The following is a 17,326-nucleotide window of genomic DNA, read 5'->3' on the forward strand; positions in this document are numbered from 1 at the left end:
TTAAAAGTCCCATGTGGATCACTCCGTTGCCCCCGTCGCTCTCCGCGTTGGGGGGGAAGGTTCACATGGCTCAATTCTCAATGGAAATTATGCGCCTAACCGGCTCAGTTCTGCGCGGAAACCAACATTCAAAGACCTTTCAGGCAAATCTTGGTAATTGCGGGACGCAAGGTTTTGCCTCGCCCTGCGGTACAAATCTTGAGACGCTCGCCGAGCATGCCCGGAACAATCCTCAGCTCTTTGCCCAGGAAGTCCATCACATCATCGGCGATGCCGTCGCCGATGTTCTGGCTCGCTATGAGCCGACACTTGACGGCCATGCGATGTCTAACGGACAGAGCCGCGAATTCCAGGAAAGTTTGGCAACAGCGTATGCCTGTGCAATCGCCTGGAGTTCGCTCACTGGCGATCCGTCTTTTATCCGCAACCTAAACATGAGCCTGTCATCTATCGACAATCAGTCCGGCATCAATGCCTATCGCGGTATGGCGGGCATCGTACTTGAGAAGATTGGCCCTGCAGACCCTGCGACTGGCAAAGGGACACCCGTGGATCTCGCGTATGTCGATGACTGGATGGGGCAAGGAATCTCGAATGAAGGTGAGTTGGCAAACCGAGCGGATCGTAGAACAGCAGCAGGTATCGTGTTGAGCGGTGTTGTTGCGACACCGGCAGGAACACAGCTCGCGGTTGACAGGGTTGTTGCAAAAATACTTCCGGATAATGTGACGGTATACCGTGTGGAAGGCGCTGCCAATCAACGTCTTGTCGTAGGCATTGACGGTAGCGTGGCAATTATCGGAGATAACACGTTGTTTCTGAATTTTGGAAACGCACAGCGTGCGCAAGACTTCTTCTCTAAACGGATAACGCAAGGAATGACTGACGTATCTGTAAAGACCTTTAAGGTTCCGAAATCGTTTTTGGATGAGTTACGACAAGCCGCGGTGGTTGAGCGGCAAGCGTCACAGTTTCCTGATGCTCCGATTGTTGTTGACCAGACAAAGGCAACTGATCAGTTCGGCTTGAGAAAATCACACTTTGAGCAGTTAAATAGTGTGATTATTCAGGGCAGTGGGAGATTGAATTAAATGGAGAGCTTCCGTTTAAGCTTGCTGAATGCAGAGAGCGACGCGTTAGCAGGAAAGGCAAACGCATACTGCATGTTGGACGGAAATTTTGTTGACGTCGAGGTAGCGGTGTTGCTGGGCCACGCAGGGGAGTTGGTTTCGAAACTGGAGGAGCTATTCGTTCTGGTTAATTCAGTGTCCAGAACTTCTCCATCACTCGAAGTTTGGAACGCTGTCTTACCAAAATGGTTCATCGAGGCTTGTGCGCCGGAAGCAACTCAAGACCAACTCGAGGAAGAGATGTCTTTAAAGAGATCAATGATCTTTGAAGAGTGGGTTAACATGATGAATTCAAAACCATGGTCAGTTAGCAGTTGGGTGTACTGGTTTGAACCAGCTCGACGGAATTGGTTTTGGAACAAAGGAAAAGAGATAACCCCAAAGAATATTTCCTTGAATATTTTTACTATTGATCACCCCCTTACTACAGATTCATTGAGGTGGGCAGTAAAAACTGCAGGCGGCGAAGTTAAGAGCATTGATTGTTGAACCTGGTTTTTAGTCGGCAACATTCTCGATAAGACGCGCCGGTAGTATGCGACAATATCAAACCAGCTTTGTGAGAATTTGACGTGGCAGGAACCATCTTGGCCGCCGTCCGTCCCGGCCCGCAATATGCGGGCGGGACACTTTAACTTATGCCGCAACATCCTCACGAACGCCCAGAATGCGGTCGATCAGGCCCCATTCCAGAGCTTGCTCCGCCGTCATGAAAAAATCCCGGTCCATGGCCGCTTCGAATTTCTCATAGCTGCGTTTGCAATGTTCGGAATAAAGCCGCGTCATACGATCCTTAGTCTGCCGCATCTCTTCGGCATGGATCAGCATGTCCGACGCCTGTCCCTGAAAACCGCCCAGCGGTTGATGAATTGACCTGCCACTGAACCTTCATCCAGCGGCGACTAGAGCCTCGGCGGTTTTGAATACGCCAAGTGGCGTGGTGGGAGCAACCGGCGGAAACGCGAAGCTTTCATCTTGCGCAGCGTTGGAGCCGGTTGCGGCGATGGTCCCGGCAAAGTCTGCCGGGGTTTTGTATCCGAGCGATGAGTGCGGCCGGAAATGGTTGTAATCGTCCGCCCATTCAGCAATGGCGCTTCGGGCATGATCGAGGCCGAAGAACAGGCTTTCGTTGAGCAGCTCGTCGCGCATGCGCCCGTTGAAACTCTCGACATAGCCATTCTGCATCGGCTTTCCCGGCGCGATGTAGTGCCATTCGACCTTGTGATCTTTCGACCAGGCGAGGATGGCATTCGACGTTAGTTCGGTGCCGTTGTCGGAGACAATCATTCCTGGCCTGCCGCGTCGTTCGATCAGCGTCGTCAGTTCTCGGGCGACACGTCGACCGGAGATAGATGTGTCCGGGATCGCTGCCAGGCATTCGCGCGTGACGTCATCGACAATGTTGAGCACGCGGAAGCGTCTGCCGCAGGCAAACTGGTCATGGACGAAGTCCAGCGACCAGCGGGCATTGGCCTTCGCTTCAACCAGGATCGGTGCACGCGTGCCGACAGCACGCCGCCTGGCTTTCCGCTTGCGAACGGAAAGACCTTCCTCGCGATACAGCCGGTAGATGCGATTGACGCCCGACGGCTCTCCGTCCCGCCGAAGCAGGACGAACAGCCGCCGATAACCGAAGCGCCGTCGCTCATTGGCCAAGTCGCGCAGCTTTGCTCTCAGCGCCACCTCCGGCGGTCGGCACGACCGGTAGCGGATCATCTTGCGGTCAGCAGATATGATCTGGCAGGCCCGCCGTTCCGAAAGACCCATCACGGCCTTCAGATGCGTGACGGCGTCACGCTTGGCGGCAGGCCCTACCATTTTTTTGCAAGAAGCTCGCGAAGTGCGGCTGCATCCAGCATCTGTTCGGCCAGCAGCTTCTTCAGCCTCGCGTTCTCGTCCTCAAGCGCCTTCAGCCGCTTCGCCTCGGAGACTTCCATGCCGCCGTATTTGGCTTTCCAATTATAAAACGTCGCTTCGGAAATTCCATGCTTGCGGCAAAGGTCGGCCACCTTCGCGCCAGCCTCCTGCTCCTTCAGCACCGCAATAATCTGCTCTTCCGTAAATCTCTGCTTCTTCATGCGTCCGTCCTTTAATGGGCCGGACCCTAATCCATCCTGGAGGAAATTCTCAGTGGCAGGTCAGAATGTGGATGCTGGCATTGGGAAGGGCGCTCCGCTCGCCCGGTTCACCCGCCATCAGCAGAAACGATCCCATGGAGCGGGCCGTTCCCATGCAGAGCGTATGAACGGGTGCGCGGATATAATGCATGGTGTCATACATGGCGAGACCGCTGGTCACCACACCGCCCGGCGAATTGATATAGAGATGGATCGGTTTCTTCGGGTTTTCCGCCTCGAGAAACAGCAATTGCGCGCAGACCAGCGCCGAAACCGCATCGTTCACCTCACCGTTGAGGAAGATGATCCTTTCCCGCAACAGCCGGGAATAAATATCGAAAGACCTTTCTCCCCTAGACGATTGTTCGACTACCATAGGGACGAGTTGCATCGCTTCGCGCATCGGCGAACTCCTGTCGTTGAAATGTCGGGGAACGTTCCGGATCAGGCGGCGAGCTTGATCGGCGAACCGTTGTGGTTTGCGGCGGCCTGTATCATCCGGCCGGTATTGACGGGCAGGTCGTGAATGATGCGCAGGCTGGTGCCGCCATGGGCATTCGCCGCGATCCTGAAGGTGACGGTGCTTTCCAGAAATGGCGGATTATCCTCGCGCAGCCGGTAGCGCACCTCTTCGCCGGGCTTGATATCGATTGCGTCAGGTTCCGCCAAAACCTCCTTCGGCAGCCAGTTTTCACGAAACGCCGGAATGCTGATGGCGCGCCAGACCTTTTGCGGCGGCTCGTCCAGATCATATTCAAGCTCGATGCCGTTTTTCGGCGCTTCCGGTGTCTGCCTGTTCATTGGTCCATATCCTTCAGCAGGAGTTTGAGAGCCTCAATGCGCTGCGGCCAGTAGGCGCGATATTTGCCGAGCCAGGCCGCAATGCGCGTCAGCCCGTCCGGATCCACTTCATAATTGACGAAACGGCCCTGCCGCTTCTCGACCACCAGCCCCGCCCCGCGCAACACTGAAAGATGCTGCGACATGGCCGGCTGGCTGATCTCGATCCCCTCACGCAGGGCGGAAGCGTTCATGGCGCCATCCGCCAGCTTTTCGAAAATGGCGCGTCGCGTCGGATCGGCCAGCGCCCGGAAAATATCGTTCTCTGTCATGACAACACATAAGCACACACTTATGTGATTCACAAGCCCTTTCGGCGCGTGGAAAACGCGCCTTTTTCACGCCGAAGGCACGAGGTGCGGTGAACGCTTTATCCCCTCGCGCGTTTTCATCCCGCCTGATACTCTTAGGGCCGGGAGCGACCAAAACAAGTGACTGCATTTACGGTCTTCATCGTCATTCTTCTTATGGTCATCGGGCCGAGCCTGTTTGTCGTCATCGGCAAGCAGCGGGAAAAGGCCATTCCCAAGCGCCCCTCCACCGCCCTGCCCCTTGCCGAAGACGCGACGACGCTGGACCGGCACTGGCAATCGATAAGAAACGGCTGGAACGAGAAGAATGCGCTCTGCCTGCTGCATTCCAACCTCGATGCCTTTGCGGTGCGCGTGGCGGCGGCGCGTGCCGCCGGGCGCAGCCTCGATCTGATGTATTATATGTGGAATGCCGACCTGACCGGACGGCTGATGATGCGCGAAGTCATCGCCGCGGCCGATCGCGGCGTGCGGGTGCGCCTGCTGCTCGACGATCTCGGCGTCTCCATCTCCGATCGCATCTTCCACGCCATCGACAGCCATCCGAATATCGAGTTGCGACTGTTCAACCCCACCCGGGCGCGGGAAAACATCCTGCATCGAAGCATCGAGCTGGTGCTGCGCTTCCGAAGCGTCAACCGGCGCATGCACAACAAGGCCTGGATTGCCGACGGGCGGGCCGTGATCGTCGGCGGGCGCAACATTGGCGACGCCTATTTCGACGCCGCCGAGCGAGCGAATTTCCACGATTTCGATATTCTCGGTTTCGGCAACATCGTCGCCGACGCGACCGAAATCTTCGACGATTACTGGAACAGCGCCGTTGCCGTGCCCGTGCGGTCGCTGCTGGCAAGACGGCCAAACAAACTCGCCAGATTGCGCCGCGAACTGGATGCCCTGCCGAAAAGCGAGGCCGCCAAACCCTATCTGGAGCGGATCGAAAGCCAATATGACCGCGACCATTTCCTGATGTCGGACCGCCTGCACTGGGTCGAAGCGGCGGATATCCTTGCCGACCCGCCGGAAAAGGCGGCTGGCAAACGCCGCAAGGGTCATAACTTCCTGATGGAGAGCCTGCTGCCGCTGATGCAGGCGGCAAGCGACAGCCTGCACATCACATCGCCCTATTTCATTCCCGGCAAACAGGGCGTGGGGATATTTCTACAGCTCGCCGAGAACGGCGTGTCGGTCGCCATCCTCACCAATTCGCTGGCCGCGACAGATGTGGCCGCCGTTCACGCCGGTTATGCCCGCTACCGAAAACCGCTTCTCTCGGGCGGGGTGCGCCTGCACGAGCTGCGCGCGCAGGCCGATCAGTCCAACTTCACCCTGCGCGGCTCGGGACAGGCGAGCCTGCACACCAAGGCTTTCACCCGCGATGGCAGGACCGGCTATATCGGCTCGCTCAATTTCGATCCACGCTCTGCCTCGCTCAATACGGAAATGGGCGTCGTCTTCAACTCGGCGCCGCTGGTTGCCTGTATGGACGAGATATTTGCCGGCGAAATCCGCCGCAGTATGAGCTTCGAGCTGGAAATCGACAAAGGCAGGCACATTGTCTGGATGACGGAAGAACAGGGGCGCACGAAAACCTACCGGCGCGAACCCGACGCCGCCATCAGCCGCCGCATCGTCGCCGGCATCATGCGCTTCCTGCCGTTTGAATCGCAGCTTTAACCGGGAAAGCCTAGCTCAGGCCGCCGGCCTTACCCCCGCTTTCGCCAGCTGTATCTGCACCAGCGTATCGAGGTTCTGGTTGACCCGGCAATAAAACTCCTCGTCGATGAAGGGGCGCAGCATGAAATCATTGCCGCCGGCCTTCAGGAACCGCGCCGAAAGCAGCCGGTTGGTGGAGGAGGACACCCCGATGATGCGCAGCTCATGCGACCCGCGCACGGTGCGGATGCGCCGCGTCAGTTCGAAACCGTCAATATCGGGCATGTTGTAGTCGGTCACCACGAGGCCGATATCGGGGTTGGCCTTCAGGATATCGAGCGCCTTCGCACCGCTGTCGGCCAGGCTGACGCGGAAGTTATAACGCTTGAGGCGGCTGGAAAGCAGCGCCCGCGCGGTCGGGCTGTCATCGACGATCAGCACATGGTGGCGATGATTGGTGAGGAAGCGACAGACGGATTCCGTCAGCATATCCACGGCGAAAATATTGTCCTTAAGGATATAATCAACCACATCCTTGGCGATCAGCGTTTCGCGCGTCCCCTCGTGAAAGGTGCTGGTGAAAACGATGGTCGGGATCGAAAGATCGATCAGATATTCCAGCGCCTCGCCCTTTTCCGCCCCCGGCAGGTTGATGTTGGAAATCGCCAGCGTCACCGGTTCGGGAGAATGTTCGTAACAGGCCTGCAATTCCTCGAAATTGCGGCACACTTCCACGGTAACGCCCAGCAGCTCCTTCAGGCGCATGCTCACCATCTGGGTGAACACATTGGTATCTTCCGCCAGCAAGATGCGGCTGTTGGTAAAAGGCACGCCAGAATATTGCATGCCCGTAATGCCTAGAAAATTCATTCTGCCCCGATCCCCCATCGTATGTCAGGGAAAGATAGCAGGCTCATTTTTCAGAATCATTAATAACACTTTTGCCGGAAAAGCAGTTGAGCACATGCTTACCTAAACGGAAATACGGCCCACGAGGGGCCGTATTCCAACTTTGGGAGGGGATTGGATCTTACACGCGCAGAAGCGCATTGTCGGTGTCGAACGGGCTCTCTTCCACCACTTCGGCATCATAGGACGTACCGAGAATGCGGATTTTGAGCTTGGTGCCCACGGCTGCATAGTCCGGCTTGAGCATGGCAAGTGCGATGGATTTGCCCATACGCCAGCCGAAACCGCCGCTTGTCACACGGCCGGCAAGCGCACCGTTTTCATCGACGATCGCTTCCGAACCGCGCGCATCGACATCCGTATTGCCTGACACGGTGAGCGTCGAGAACACCCATCTCGCGCCGCCTTCCTTGTAAGCAACCAGCGCATCGCGGCCGATGAAGGATTTTTCCGGGCGCACGAAGCGGTCGAGACCCGATTCATAGGCGTTATATTCGACCGACAGTTCACGTCCCATGTTGCGATAGGATTTTTCGAGCGACATGGAGACCATGGCGCGGATACCGAAGGGCTTGATGCCGAATTCGGCACCTGCTTCCATCAGCCGGTCGAAGATGTAATTCTGCATCTCGATCGGGTGGTGCAGTTCCCAGCCAAGCTCGCCCACGAAGTTGACGCGCAACGCATGCGCCGTCGCCACGCCGACGGAAATCTGCTTGCCGGTGAGCCAGGGGAAATCCTTGTTCTCAAGGCTGGTGCGGGTCAGCTTCTTCAGGAGATCGCGCGACTTCGGACCGGCAAGAACCAACACGCCATATTTCTGCGTGATCGGCTGCAGCACCACGGAACCGTCTGTGGGCGCAAGGCGGCGCAGAACGTCATGGTCATGCGCTTCGAGACCACCGGCCGAAACCATGTAGAAGCGGCCCGGCGCCCATTCATAAACCGTGAATTCCGCCTTCACGCCGCCATTCGGCGTCAGAAGATGGGTGAGCGCAATACGGCCGCGCTTCTTCGGCACGATGTTGGCGAGAATGCTGTCGAGCCATGCCCGCGCGCCGGGACCGGACACTTCCATCTTGGCGAAGGCCGACATATCGAGCACGCCGACATTCTGGTGGACATTCTTCACCTCGTTGCCGACATGTTCGAAATAATTCGAGCGGCGGAACGACCATTTCTCGACGATACGGCCGTCCTCCAGAGCCGGCGCATGGTTGTGGCTGGTGATGACATCCGCACCGACGCCGAGATCTTCTTCGCGCAGCGCATAACCTTCCGGCGCATACCAGTTGGCACGCTCCCAGCCATAGACCGAGCCGAACACGCCGCCGAGCTTCTTCAGGCGGTCATAAACCGGCGTCGTCTTCAGCGGGCGGGCGGCGGAGCGCTCTTCGTCCGGATAATGCATGGTGAAGACGTTGGCATAGGCTTCCTCGTTCTTGGCGATGAGGTAGCCTTCCGTGGCGTAAGGGCCGAAGCGGCGCGGATCGACACCCATCAGGTCGAGCGTCGGCTCGCCATCGACGATCCATTCGGCCAGCTGCCAGCCGGCGCCGCCGGCAGCGGTGATGCCGAAGGAATGGCCTTCGTTCAGCCAGAAATTCTTCAGGCCCGGTGCGGGGCCGACAATCGGGTTGCCGTCGGGCGTATAGGCGATGGCGCCGTTATAGACCTTCTTGATGCCCACTTCGCCAAAGGCCGGAACACGCACCATGGCGGTTTCGATATGCGGCATCAGGCGGTCGAGTTCTTCCTGGAACAGCTCATATTCGCTGTCGTCGGAGGGACCGTCGACATAACAGACCGGCGCGCCGACTTCATAAGGACCGAGGATCAGGCCGCCCGCTTCCTCGCGCATATACCAGGCCGAGTCGGATTCGCGCAGGACGCCCATTTCCGGCAGGCCCTGGCGGCGACGCTCCTGAATGGCCGGGTGCGGCTCGGTGACGATATATTGATGCTCGACCGGGATGACCGGGATGTTGATGCCGACCATCTCGCCGGTCTTGCGGGCAAAGGAACCCGTGCAGGAGATGATGTGTTCGGCGATGATCTCGCCCTTGTCGGTCGTCACCTTCCAGTGACCGTCTTCCAGCTGCTCGATGGCGGTGACGGTGGTGTTGCGATAGATCGTCGCCCCGCGGTCACGCGCGCCCTTGGCGAGCGCCTGCGTCAGATCGGCGGGCTGGATATAACCGTCATCGGGATGCTGGATGGCGCCGAGCAAGCCGTCCGTCTCGCAGAGCGGCCAGATTTCCTTCACCTGCTCCGGCGTCAGCATGTTGACGCGCACGCCGATGGTCTCGGCAATGCCGGCATAATACATATATTCGTCCCAGCGATCCTTGGTGCGGGCGAGACGGATATTCGAAACCTTGGAGAAGCCGACATTCATGCCGGTCTCTTCCTGAAGCTCCTCATAAAACTTCACGGAATATTTGTGAATCTGGCCAACCGAATAGCTCATGTTGAACAGCGGCAAAAGCCCGGCCGCATGCCAGGTGGAACCCGAGGTCAGCTCCTTGCGCTCGATGAGAACGCTGTCGCTCCAGCCCTTCTTGGCAAGATGATAAAGCGTCGAAACGCCAACGACGCCGCCACCGATCACCACCGCCCGTGCATGTGTCTTCATTTACAGAACCCCTGAAAAGCGCCGGCCTTGCCTTATTCCGCCGACATTGGATGGGAGGAATATGAAGCGCTTGCGGGTTGTTCAGCCGCCTGATTGCGACATGGCCATAGGGTGCTGCGACAGGGAAGAAATTGCCGCCATCGAGCTGGGCTTTCGTATTGCCGCCGCCCAGCAGGACGACGAATGAGAGGATGTCGGAAAAATACCTACTATGGCAGCGTCGGGATTTTCAAACCTCATGGCACCCAAGACCAGCAGACGCCTATTTGGACCACCTGTTCTGAAGCTCCTTCTGCATATCAAGCATTTTAGGCTCATCCAGCTTGAAGTCCTTCAGCATGTTATTGCCTGGGATAATGATCGTTTCCTTGAGCACGGGGGCACCCGGCAAGTTATGGATACCGCCGCCGCCCGGTGCCGGTGGTGGAATGGGAATAGGACTCCTGGGACCGGGCGGTGGTGGAGGCTCGCAAGGTGGAATCTCATATCGGCAGTCTATGGCAAATGGGAGGAAGACACCATTGACGGGCTGTGCAAACACCTCTTGCGAATTCATCAAAAATGAAACGGCAAGTCCGAAAAAAATCGAAGCGCTTTTCATTTCCCTGCCTCCGTTGAGGTCGCACATGCCAGCACGGTGCCTTTTACTTTTTTATCAGCGGAGGCTTTCGCCAGATCGTCCCTCCAAGCAGGCGTGCTGCCACGCATACCCAGTGAAACGGAATTGAACCCGATAACTAGTGGCCGCGCAAAACGACGATCAGAAAATAGGCCCGAACTATTGGCGCTGCGGATGGCGTTTTCAGCCGCAAGCCTGTCCTTTATGGCGGCCTCTGCCGGAACGTCTTTGGGCGGTTCCGTGGCCGATGACGTCACAGCGTCCTGCAATTTCTCCATGTCGGGCTGACGGCTGGCCAGATTGGCTTCGATCAGCCGACCACGCCCGTTAGTGACCTTCACACCGCGCGTGAGGAATGCCTGGCGCACCACAAGCAGCCGGATGTCATAGATGTAGCGCAGACCGCAATCTTTGGTTTCCGCACTTCTCAAAATGTCGCGGCCGAGAATATAGGACAGCTTCTCCCGCAGATATTCATCGTTACAAAGAAGCTGCGTCTTCTCGCCGGCACAAAACTGAATCAATGCGTATTGAGCGTGAAAAGGATTGATGGCGTAGGTCTGGACGTTCTGCAGCTCGATTTCCTCGACATCAGCACGCGCGCCACCGAAACCGATAGTGTTCCAGAGGCCGGCCATGCCTTCCCTTCGCTCGATCTTGATAACCGGGAAGAGCACATCCTTTACCTCAAGACCCGAGGTCGTGCCATTATTCTGGACTTCGCTGCGCGGCTGCGAAAGGGCAAGCTTTTCCTCACCCTGCTGCCAGGTATTGTCACCGAAATAAGGGGCTTCCGATTTCAGGGAAAGATATTGTCGAAGATCCGGTATCTGCGTCACCTTGACGTAGCGGCCAATGAAGGATTCGCTCTGGAGATCGTCCGGCAGCGATTTAAACTTATGGCCTGAATCTACGACTTCGGCGATGATATCGCCGACGTAGATATCCTCCTGGGGCGGATAGACCGGCGTTATGCCCAGCCTTCGGATGGATTCGTTCCAGCGCTTCGGCAGGTAATCGTCGGTCACATCCGTCTCACCCATCAGGAAAAACAGACCCGCCGAGCCGATAACGACCCCCGCCGTTAGAAGGGACAGCCGGGCGGCATGGGGCTGCGTGCACGCCCAAAGCCCCTTCAGCTTCTCACGAAGAGATGTTTTTGCAGGAACCGGGCCCGGAGGCTGGGCAGGCTGGGCAGGCTGGGCAGGCTGGGCAGGCTGGGCAGGCTGGGCAGGCTGGGCAGGCTGGGCAGGCTGGGCAGGCTGGGCAGGCTCGGCATTCTCATCGACTGGATCCGGCATTTGAACCCCGACAGGAAAGAAATAAACTAAATAATAACTATAATATATCAACTTACAGTTTACTTATCAATACAGTCATTGCGGGTATTTCGATTGTTTTTCATGACGGCAGCCGCGCATATCCGGCCTCCATCAAAATAAAAAGCTGCCCCGGGAAGTATCCATCATTCACCGCAACGCAGCCGGGTGCGAGATTTGGTCCCGCACCCATCGGAACCGATACCGACGGCCCCAATGATCGGCATCGGCCGTAGCCGCTCAATTGTCCTTGCCGACCACCTTCGCCGCCGTCGGCTGTTCCGCAACGGCCTTGTCGCCCGTCTTGTCACCTGCCTTGCCCGCATCCTTTTCCGGCACAGCGCCGGCAACGGGCGCTGCGGCACCCGTATGGGCCACCACCGCCTTGTCACCCTCCTCCGAAAGCAGCGCCGCCAGCATCTGCGGGTTGGCGTCGCCTTCCACGTGGATGTTGAGGTTGCGCTGCGGGAACGGGATATCGATCCCCTCCTCCCGGAAGCGCTGGAGGATTGCGATACGGAGCGCGTTTTTCACGCCAAGACCGTTCGAGAGATCGGCAAGATGGAAACGCAGTTCGAAATCCAGCGAAAAATCGCCGAAGCGGAGGAACTCCACATGCGGCTCGGGATTGCGCAGAACCGGCGGCTGGGCGCGCACGAGTTCCAGCAGAATATCCATGACCTTCTGCGGATCGGAATCGTAGGAGACGGAAACGGGAATTTCCGCGCGCATGATGCGGTTTCGGTGTGTCCAGTTGCCGACCGAGGAATTGATGAATTCAGAATTCGGCACGATGATCGACTGACCGCGGAAGGTTTCGATTTCGGTGGCGCGCACGGAAAGCCGCTTGACGGTGCCTTCCGTCGTGCCTGTCACCACCCAGTCCCCCACCTTGAAGGGGCGTTCGACCAGCAGGATGAGGCCGGAGACGAAGTTGGAGACGATGTTCTGCAGGCCGAAACCGATACCGACCGAAAGGGCCGACGCCACCAGCGCCAGGCTGGAAAGGTTGAGACCGGCCGAAGACACGCCGAAGATGGCCGCCACCGCGATACCGAGATAACCGATACCGGTCTTGACCGAATTGCGCACCCCGGCATCCACCTGGCCGCGCGCCATGACGTTATTGTCCAGCCACTTCTGGAACCAGCGGGTGATGATGTAACCGATGGCGAAGACGAGGACGCCGCCGAAGAGGCCGATCAGCGAAATGGAGGCATTGCCGACGGTGATGCCGGTCAAGAGGCGATAGGCCCAGCTTTCGATATCGCCCGGCTGGAAGCCCCAGGAAAACAGGATGAGCGGCACGCCGAAGGCAAGCGCGACGGCATAGATGCCAAGCCCCGCGGCAAGGCCGGCCTGATCGAGCGCGACCACGCCGAGACCGAAACGCCGGGCGAGATAACGGCCGGCAAGCGATTCCGCAAAGGCGCCCTGTCGGGAAATCGCCTTGCCGGAGAGAATGCCGATATACATCGTCGCCAGCACCGCGCCGGTGGCGACGATCTGCGTGGCAAGGAAGCGTGCAAGCCCGACATAACCCGTCAGGCAGGCGCCGATGAGAACGAGGCCGCCCACCCGCAGCAGGATGACCAGCCAGCGCGGCAGACGCTGGTTGCCGGTCTCGTAATCCTGCCCCTCGCCGATCACCGGCCGCAGGAACGATACGGTCAGCAGAATGAGGCCGATGATGATCGAGGCGAGGAAGCTTTTGGCAACGGTGACGATCAACGGCGAATAAAGCGTCTCGCTGATCGTGCCGAACAGGTAATCGAGCCCGTTGACGAGCGCCATCAGCAGCACCGCCGAGGACAGCGTGTGCGCGCCCTTGTTGGACACCTTCAGAAGCCGCCATTCCGGCTGCGTCGGCGCAAAGATCGCATAGCTCAGCCGCGAGACGAAATAAACGAAACCGGTGACCGCCATCGCCCCGAACAGGATCGGCGCGATGTCTGATCGCAGCACGTTGAAATTATCGAGGAAGAAGGCGGAAGTGACGAGAAACAGGAACAGTGACAGCGACTGCACCATGGTGGACCAGAAGGCCACCGAAAGCCGTCTAAGATAGGAAGGCTCGCCCGTAAAGGCCCGCCGGTCCATGCGGCTGCCGAAAAAGCGGTAACCGCCCACGAGAAACAGCAGGGCGGCCATGATCGACAGCGTCACCGCCCCGAACATCGGCAGGCGCTTGTAATTCCAGACGAAGCTCGCCCAGCTGCTGAAAGCGTTGTTGAGGTTGGTCAATTCGGTCAGAAAGGCGGAGGAGGCATCGCCCAGTGTCTGCGCCGAAACTTCGGTGCGCTTGAACAGCGTGGCGGCGAAAAGCGCCCGGCGAACGGCGGTGATGTTATTGGAAATCTGCGCGGCATTGGTGGCCGTGCTCTCCACCTCGCCGGCAATCGCATTCACCTCGGCCCGTTCCGCCGTCAGCCGGTTTCGCTCCTCCGTCACCATACTCGCCTCCGGCGGCTGGTCGTCCGCAGGCGCCGCACCGAGCGCATCCAGCCGGGTCTTGATCTGGTCGAGGCGGGTGCGCAGCTTGGTGTTGGCGGCGGCGGCATCGGCGGCAATGGTGTCGGCGCGGCCCTTCAGGTCCACAAGCTGCACATCGTCGCTGCCGCCCGCTTCCACCTGTTTGGCGATCGCGGCGACATCGGCCTTCCATTTCTCCAGTTCCGCCCTCGCCTGTTCGACGGTCGAAGCCTGGATAGCCACCGGGGCGGGCGATGTTGTTTCCCCCTGCGCCGCCACCGGCATTGGCGACAAGAGACCGCCGGCCAGAAAAAGCACCATGGCCATTATCGCCGCCATGGCGCTCCTTTGCCGCCGATCCCGCACCAGGCCGTCGAACACCCTTCTGCCGTCCATCAATCCGCCGAACATCAACCGCACATCCATGCCTTTCGTCTCTTTGCGCCGCATCAGGCTTTTTAGCGCCTGCCGCGCGGAAAACCACCCGCATAAAGCGAGGTTTTCAGGAGTTTGCCTTGCTTTTCACCACGAGAATCATCACCTTTGATGATGCAGCAACATGGGAGGAAATCATGGAATCTGCTGGCATTGGCTGGATCGCAGCCATCATCATCGGTGGTGTCGCCGGGTGGCTCGCCGAACAATTCATGAAAAGCAATATGGGTGTTTTCATGAACATCCTTCTTGGAATCGTCGGTGCGATCGTCGCCAACGCCATCCTTTCGGTGTTTGGAATCGTTTTGACGGGTTGGCTCGGTTATCTCATCGCCGGCTTCATCGGCGCCTGCATCCTCATCCTTATCGGCCGGGCTTTCAGGCGCGGATGAATAAAAGGAAAAATCCGTAAAACCCCGGATTTCCAGACTTTTCCAGCGCGACTGAAATTTTTTCGTCACAAAAATCGAAGAAATTTCATTTCCGCGCTGGACAAGCCCAAACTTCCCCTTTATACGCCCCCTCACACCGCCACACGGTGCCGGTCGGGTGATTAGCTCAGTTGGTAGAGCAGCTGACTCTTAATCAGCGGGTCGTAGGTTCGAGCCCTACATCACCCACCAAATTCTCTTATTAAAGAACTGAATAATAAGAGAATTTTGCATGCCGTGACTATTTATGTCCGACGATTGTTTCTAATTTATATTCCGTTCTGTTCTCTTCTGTATATTAACAACAGCTGCCCAACGACAAAGCACCAGAATGGACCGCCTCAGTATTTTGTCTGGAACGTTTCAGCCTGCTGCATCGTGAGACGTTCCAAGTGTAACTAACGACTCGACAGTAAACCCAAGTCATGCGCAAATAAGACTATCCATACACACTCTCTTGGATGGGGATGATGAGAAGGGTTACCTGTGCCGCGTTGTTTCTCTGTCTCGGGACCGTTCCAGTGTGGGCGGAAACATCGTCCCAAGAGACAATACTATGGAAAGATCTACCGGGATGGTCGGTGCGCATGGACCCTTCTATGGGTAATGCATGCTACGTCTCGAGTGTCTATCAAGACGGAACAGTTGTTCGCCTAGGGTTCAATTTCCTCAACGACGTTCGCCAGCTTTATTTTTCTTTGGGCAACGCCAAGTGGAAATCCCTTGAGGCCGGTAAAGAGTATCCTGTTCGAATTCAATTCGACAACAACACTCCTTGGGATGCAACGGCTTCGGCCATAAACATGAACTCCGTGAATCATCTCCACATCAACACGAAAGACGCTGACTTCGCTCAAGAGTTCAGCAAGAAACTTGGTTTGCGTGCATACTACGCGGGGAAACAAATCGTAGCACTCCGGCTCAAAGGAACCTCGAGGGCGATTGAGGAGATGCTGAACTGTCAGGACACCGTAACGAAGTATCTGAACTCGAAAAGCGCCCCGCCAAAGAACGCCGATCCGTTCGCAACCACTCCTTCCGTTAAAACTTCTGAAGATCCATTCGAGTTGTAAAACGCAAACATCAAACCCATCACCGGTTCCTATGCCTTCGCACGCCGCCCGCATGTTGGCGGTTCGCACTGTCGCCCCAACGAAAAGCATGCCCCGGGATTTCAGTAGCTCTAAAAGCTGGAAACAGGCCCTCCACCGGCAACCTTTCCCCAAAGCTGTCTCAATCGTCCTTATGATCGGGACCATGAGATTGCTCATCAACATATTGCTTTTCATTCTCGGCGCGGTCGGGAGCGGGATATGTGCGTTTTTATTATCGGCAGCGCTTGCCGATTCCGGATTTCTCGGCTCCTGTTTTGAGGGAAACTGCGCCTATGCGGCGCTTTTCATGGTGCTGCCCGTCACATGGTTCGTGCTTTTTGCGCTTTATGTGATGGCGCTGCTGATCTGGCGGCGAAAGCCTTTCCGGAACGGAAGGCTCTGAAAACGGAGGTGGCGACGTCATCGCCGCCGCGCACGCGTTGACAGCGGTTAAGACTTGCCGCTAACGTCCGCCTGCTGGGGGATTCGCTGCCAGTGATATGCGGGCCTCATGAGCAACCCGATATCACCGGCCTCTGAATGTGCATGTTCCGATTTGCGTCTCGCGTATGTGGGCATGACGGAAAACAGGGAGACCAAAGGATGCGGGCCGCAATCAATTCCCCGTCGCTTTCGATCGACACCATGGACTACCAGGCCGAGTGCCAGTTCGCGCTGGAACCTTCCATTCACGGGCTGATCGAAAAAGCGGAACATGCCGGCTGGAACCGCCAGCAGGCCGCCCTCGCCATCGTCGCTCTCGCCAGCGAGCATCTCACCGATCTATTGTCCGCCGGCGGCGTTCCCGCGCCGGATCAACGCCCCCTCTCCTGATATCCTCCTTAAGCCGGGCGGATCAGCGCCTGCGTCATCGAAACATCATCGCAAAAATCAACACAACATGTCCGGAGTGTCCCTGTCGACACTGCCGGAACAGGTTTGTGCCGTGAAGGTCAACGTGTGGGCAAAGCCGATCCCGCACGGCACCCGACGCCGCCTGTCGCGCCCCGGTCCTTTCATCGCGCCGGGCACCCAATCGCCCGCCAGCAACCCTGCCATAGTGTTGACACAAGCCACCAATAATGAGAACATAAAGTGAACATTATGGAGGTCAGCGATGAACACAGCAGACGCAGCCATAGAAAATGCCCTCTCCGTTGTCGCCCGCTCCCGCGATATGCGCGAACGCGCGCTCGAGCGGCGGCGCGAGCTGCAACGGCGAACGGAAGTCATCATTACCCGGCCGCTTTACGTGCTCAAAAAGAACGAAGGGCCGAAACAGCTGTCGCTGAAACTCGACAGCTAGTCGCCGATGCAAAGAACGGGCAAGAGCGGCGCTGTGAAAGCGGAGGTTGCCC

The 17,326-nt window shown here is 57.6% G+C and carries 17 protein-coding genes, 1 tRNA gene and 2 pseudogenes; 10 read left to right on the forward strand and 10 right to left on the reverse strand.

The genetic code is table 11. The features are described from left to right. A partial coding sequence (locus ACIK7D_RS26225; protein WP_400157980.1) for a hypothetical protein occupies positions 1–1,091 on the forward strand: 1,091 nt, incomplete at its 5' end. Further along, complete coding sequence (locus ACIK7D_RS26230) at positions 1,092–1,619, forward strand: hypothetical protein (RefSeq protein WP_400157981.1); 528 nt, start codon at positions 1,092–1,094, stop codon at positions 1,617–1,619. Positions 1,620–1,766: 147 nt separating this feature from the next. Here the strand turns inward: ACIK7D_RS26230 and ACIK7D_RS26235 are convergent. The 5 genes and pseudogenes from ACIK7D_RS26235 to ACIK7D_RS26255 all read right to left on the reverse strand — a co-directional run. After that, positions 1,767–2,000, reverse strand: a pseudogene (locus ACIK7D_RS26235) (ATP-dependent Clp protease proteolytic subunit); the annotation flags it as partial. An 18-nt stretch (positions 2,001–2,018) separates the two neighbouring features. Next, positions 2,019–3,208 (reverse strand): IS3 family transposase gene (locus ACIK7D_RS26240; protein WP_400157982.1). Its coding sequence is split into 2 segments (ribosomal slippage): positions 2,019–2,956 and positions 2,956–3,208, totalling 1,191 coding nucleotides; the frame shifts between segments, so codons are not numbered across the junction. A gap of 64 nt (positions 3,209–3,272) precedes the next feature. Further along, positions 3,273–3,650: pseudogene (locus tag ACIK7D_RS26245) on the reverse strand (ATP-dependent Clp protease proteolytic subunit); the annotation flags it as partial. Between the two features lie 41 nt (positions 3,651–3,691). Beyond that, complete coding sequence (locus ACIK7D_RS26250) at positions 3,692–4,048, reverse strand: SRPBCC domain-containing protein (RefSeq protein WP_137451899.1); 357 nt, start codon at positions 4,046–4,048, stop codon at positions 3,692–3,694. Then, the gene (locus ACIK7D_RS26255; RefSeq protein ID WP_003524773.1) at positions 4,045–4,359 is read right to left on the reverse strand and encodes a helix-turn-helix transcriptional regulator; all 315 of its coding nucleotides are present in this window, start codon (positions 4,357–4,359) and stop codon (positions 4,045–4,047) included. The genes ACIK7D_RS26250 and ACIK7D_RS26255 overlap by 4 nt, the downstream gene beginning before the upstream one ends. Before the next feature lie 159 nt (positions 4,360–4,518). Here ACIK7D_RS26255 and ACIK7D_RS26260 point away from each other — a divergent pair, with 159 nt between their 5' ends. After that, positions 4,519–6,075, forward strand: a complete 1,557-nt coding sequence (locus ACIK7D_RS26260) for a phospholipase D family protein (RefSeq protein ID WP_400157983.1) — start codon at positions 4,519–4,521, stop codon at positions 6,073–6,075. A gap of 15 nt (positions 6,076–6,090) precedes the next feature. Here ACIK7D_RS26260 and ACIK7D_RS26265 read toward each other — a convergent pair whose 3' ends face one another. Beyond that, positions 6,091–6,924 carry a response regulator gene (locus ACIK7D_RS26265; protein ID WP_120947574.1) on the reverse strand — a complete coding sequence of 278 codons (834 nt, stop codon included), beginning with the start codon at positions 6,922–6,924 and terminating at the stop codon, positions 6,091–6,093. Positions 6,925–7,084: 160 nt separating this feature from the next. Beyond that, on the reverse strand, positions 7,085–9,598 hold the full coding sequence (locus ACIK7D_RS26270; RefSeq protein ID WP_400157984.1) for an FAD-dependent oxidoreductase: 2,514 nt from the start codon (positions 9,596–9,598) through the stop codon (positions 7,085–7,087). Between the two features lie 61 nt (positions 9,599–9,659). On the opposite strand from ACIK7D_RS26270, the gene ACIK7D_RS26275 reads away from it, so the two are divergent. Further along, entirely contained in the window at positions 9,660–9,785 is a 126-nt protein-coding gene (locus tag ACIK7D_RS26275) for a hypothetical protein (RefSeq protein ID WP_269314738.1), read from the forward strand. 75 nt (positions 9,786–9,860) lie between these two features. Here the strand turns inward: ACIK7D_RS26275 and ACIK7D_RS26280 are convergent, their stop codons facing one another. The 3 genes from ACIK7D_RS26280 to ACIK7D_RS26290 form a co-directional block, all read right to left on the reverse strand. Continuing rightward, positions 9,861–10,199 carry a hypothetical protein gene (locus ACIK7D_RS26280; RefSeq protein WP_080816929.1) on the reverse strand — a complete coding sequence of 113 codons (339 nt, stop codon included), beginning with the start codon at positions 10,197–10,199 and terminating at the stop codon, positions 9,861–9,863. Continuing rightward, positions 10,196–11,245, reverse strand: a complete 1,050-nt coding sequence (locus tag ACIK7D_RS26285; protein WP_400157985.1) for a hypothetical protein — start codon at positions 11,243–11,245, stop codon at positions 10,196–10,198. Before ACIK7D_RS26285 ends, ACIK7D_RS26280 begins: the two co-directional genes overlap by 4 nt. Before the next feature lie 531 nt (positions 11,246–11,776). Beyond that, positions 11,777–14,458, reverse strand: coding sequence for a mechanosensitive ion channel family protein (locus ACIK7D_RS26290; protein WP_400157986.1), 2,682 nt, complete (start codon positions 14,456–14,458; stop codon positions 11,777–11,779). 122 nt (positions 14,459–14,580) lie between these two features. Here ACIK7D_RS26290 and ACIK7D_RS26295 point away from each other — a divergent pair, with 122 nt between their 5' ends. From ACIK7D_RS26295 to ACIK7D_RS26320, 6 genes are all read left to right on the forward strand, one after another. After that, entirely contained in the window at positions 14,581–14,835 is a 255-nt protein-coding gene (locus ACIK7D_RS26295) for a GlsB/YeaQ/YmgE family stress response membrane protein (protein ID WP_003524764.1), read from the forward strand. Between the two features lie 155 nt (positions 14,836–14,990). Then, positions 14,991–15,066, forward strand: a tRNA-Lys gene (locus ACIK7D_RS26300). A gap of 395 nt (positions 15,067–15,461) precedes the next feature. Beyond that, the gene (locus tag ACIK7D_RS26305) at positions 15,462–15,947 is read left to right on the forward strand and encodes a hypothetical protein (RefSeq protein ID WP_080816927.1); all 486 of its coding nucleotides are present in this window, start codon (positions 15,462–15,464) and stop codon (positions 15,945–15,947) included. A gap of 172 nt (positions 15,948–16,119) precedes the next feature. After that, the gene (locus ACIK7D_RS26310; RefSeq protein WP_020810465.1) at positions 16,120–16,371 is read left to right on the forward strand and encodes a hypothetical protein; all 252 of its coding nucleotides are present in this window, start codon (positions 16,120–16,122) and stop codon (positions 16,369–16,371) included. A gap of 200 nt (positions 16,372–16,571) precedes the next feature. Continuing rightward, on the forward strand, positions 16,572–16,802 hold the full coding sequence (locus ACIK7D_RS26315) for a hypothetical protein (protein WP_003524760.1): 231 nt from the start codon (positions 16,572–16,574) through the stop codon (positions 16,800–16,802). 283 nt (positions 16,803–17,085) lie between these two features. Continuing rightward, a complete protein-coding gene (locus ACIK7D_RS26320) occupies positions 17,086–17,274 on the forward strand; it encodes a hypothetical protein (protein ID WP_003524758.1) in 189 nt (62 codons plus the stop codon). The last annotated feature ends 52 nt before the right edge of the window (positions 17,275–17,326 follow it).

It is taken from the genome of Agrobacterium sp. P15N1-A, from assembly GCF_044626815.1.
Lineage (GTDB): Bacteria > Pseudomonadota > Alphaproteobacteria > Rhizobiales > Rhizobiaceae > Agrobacterium > Agrobacterium leguminum.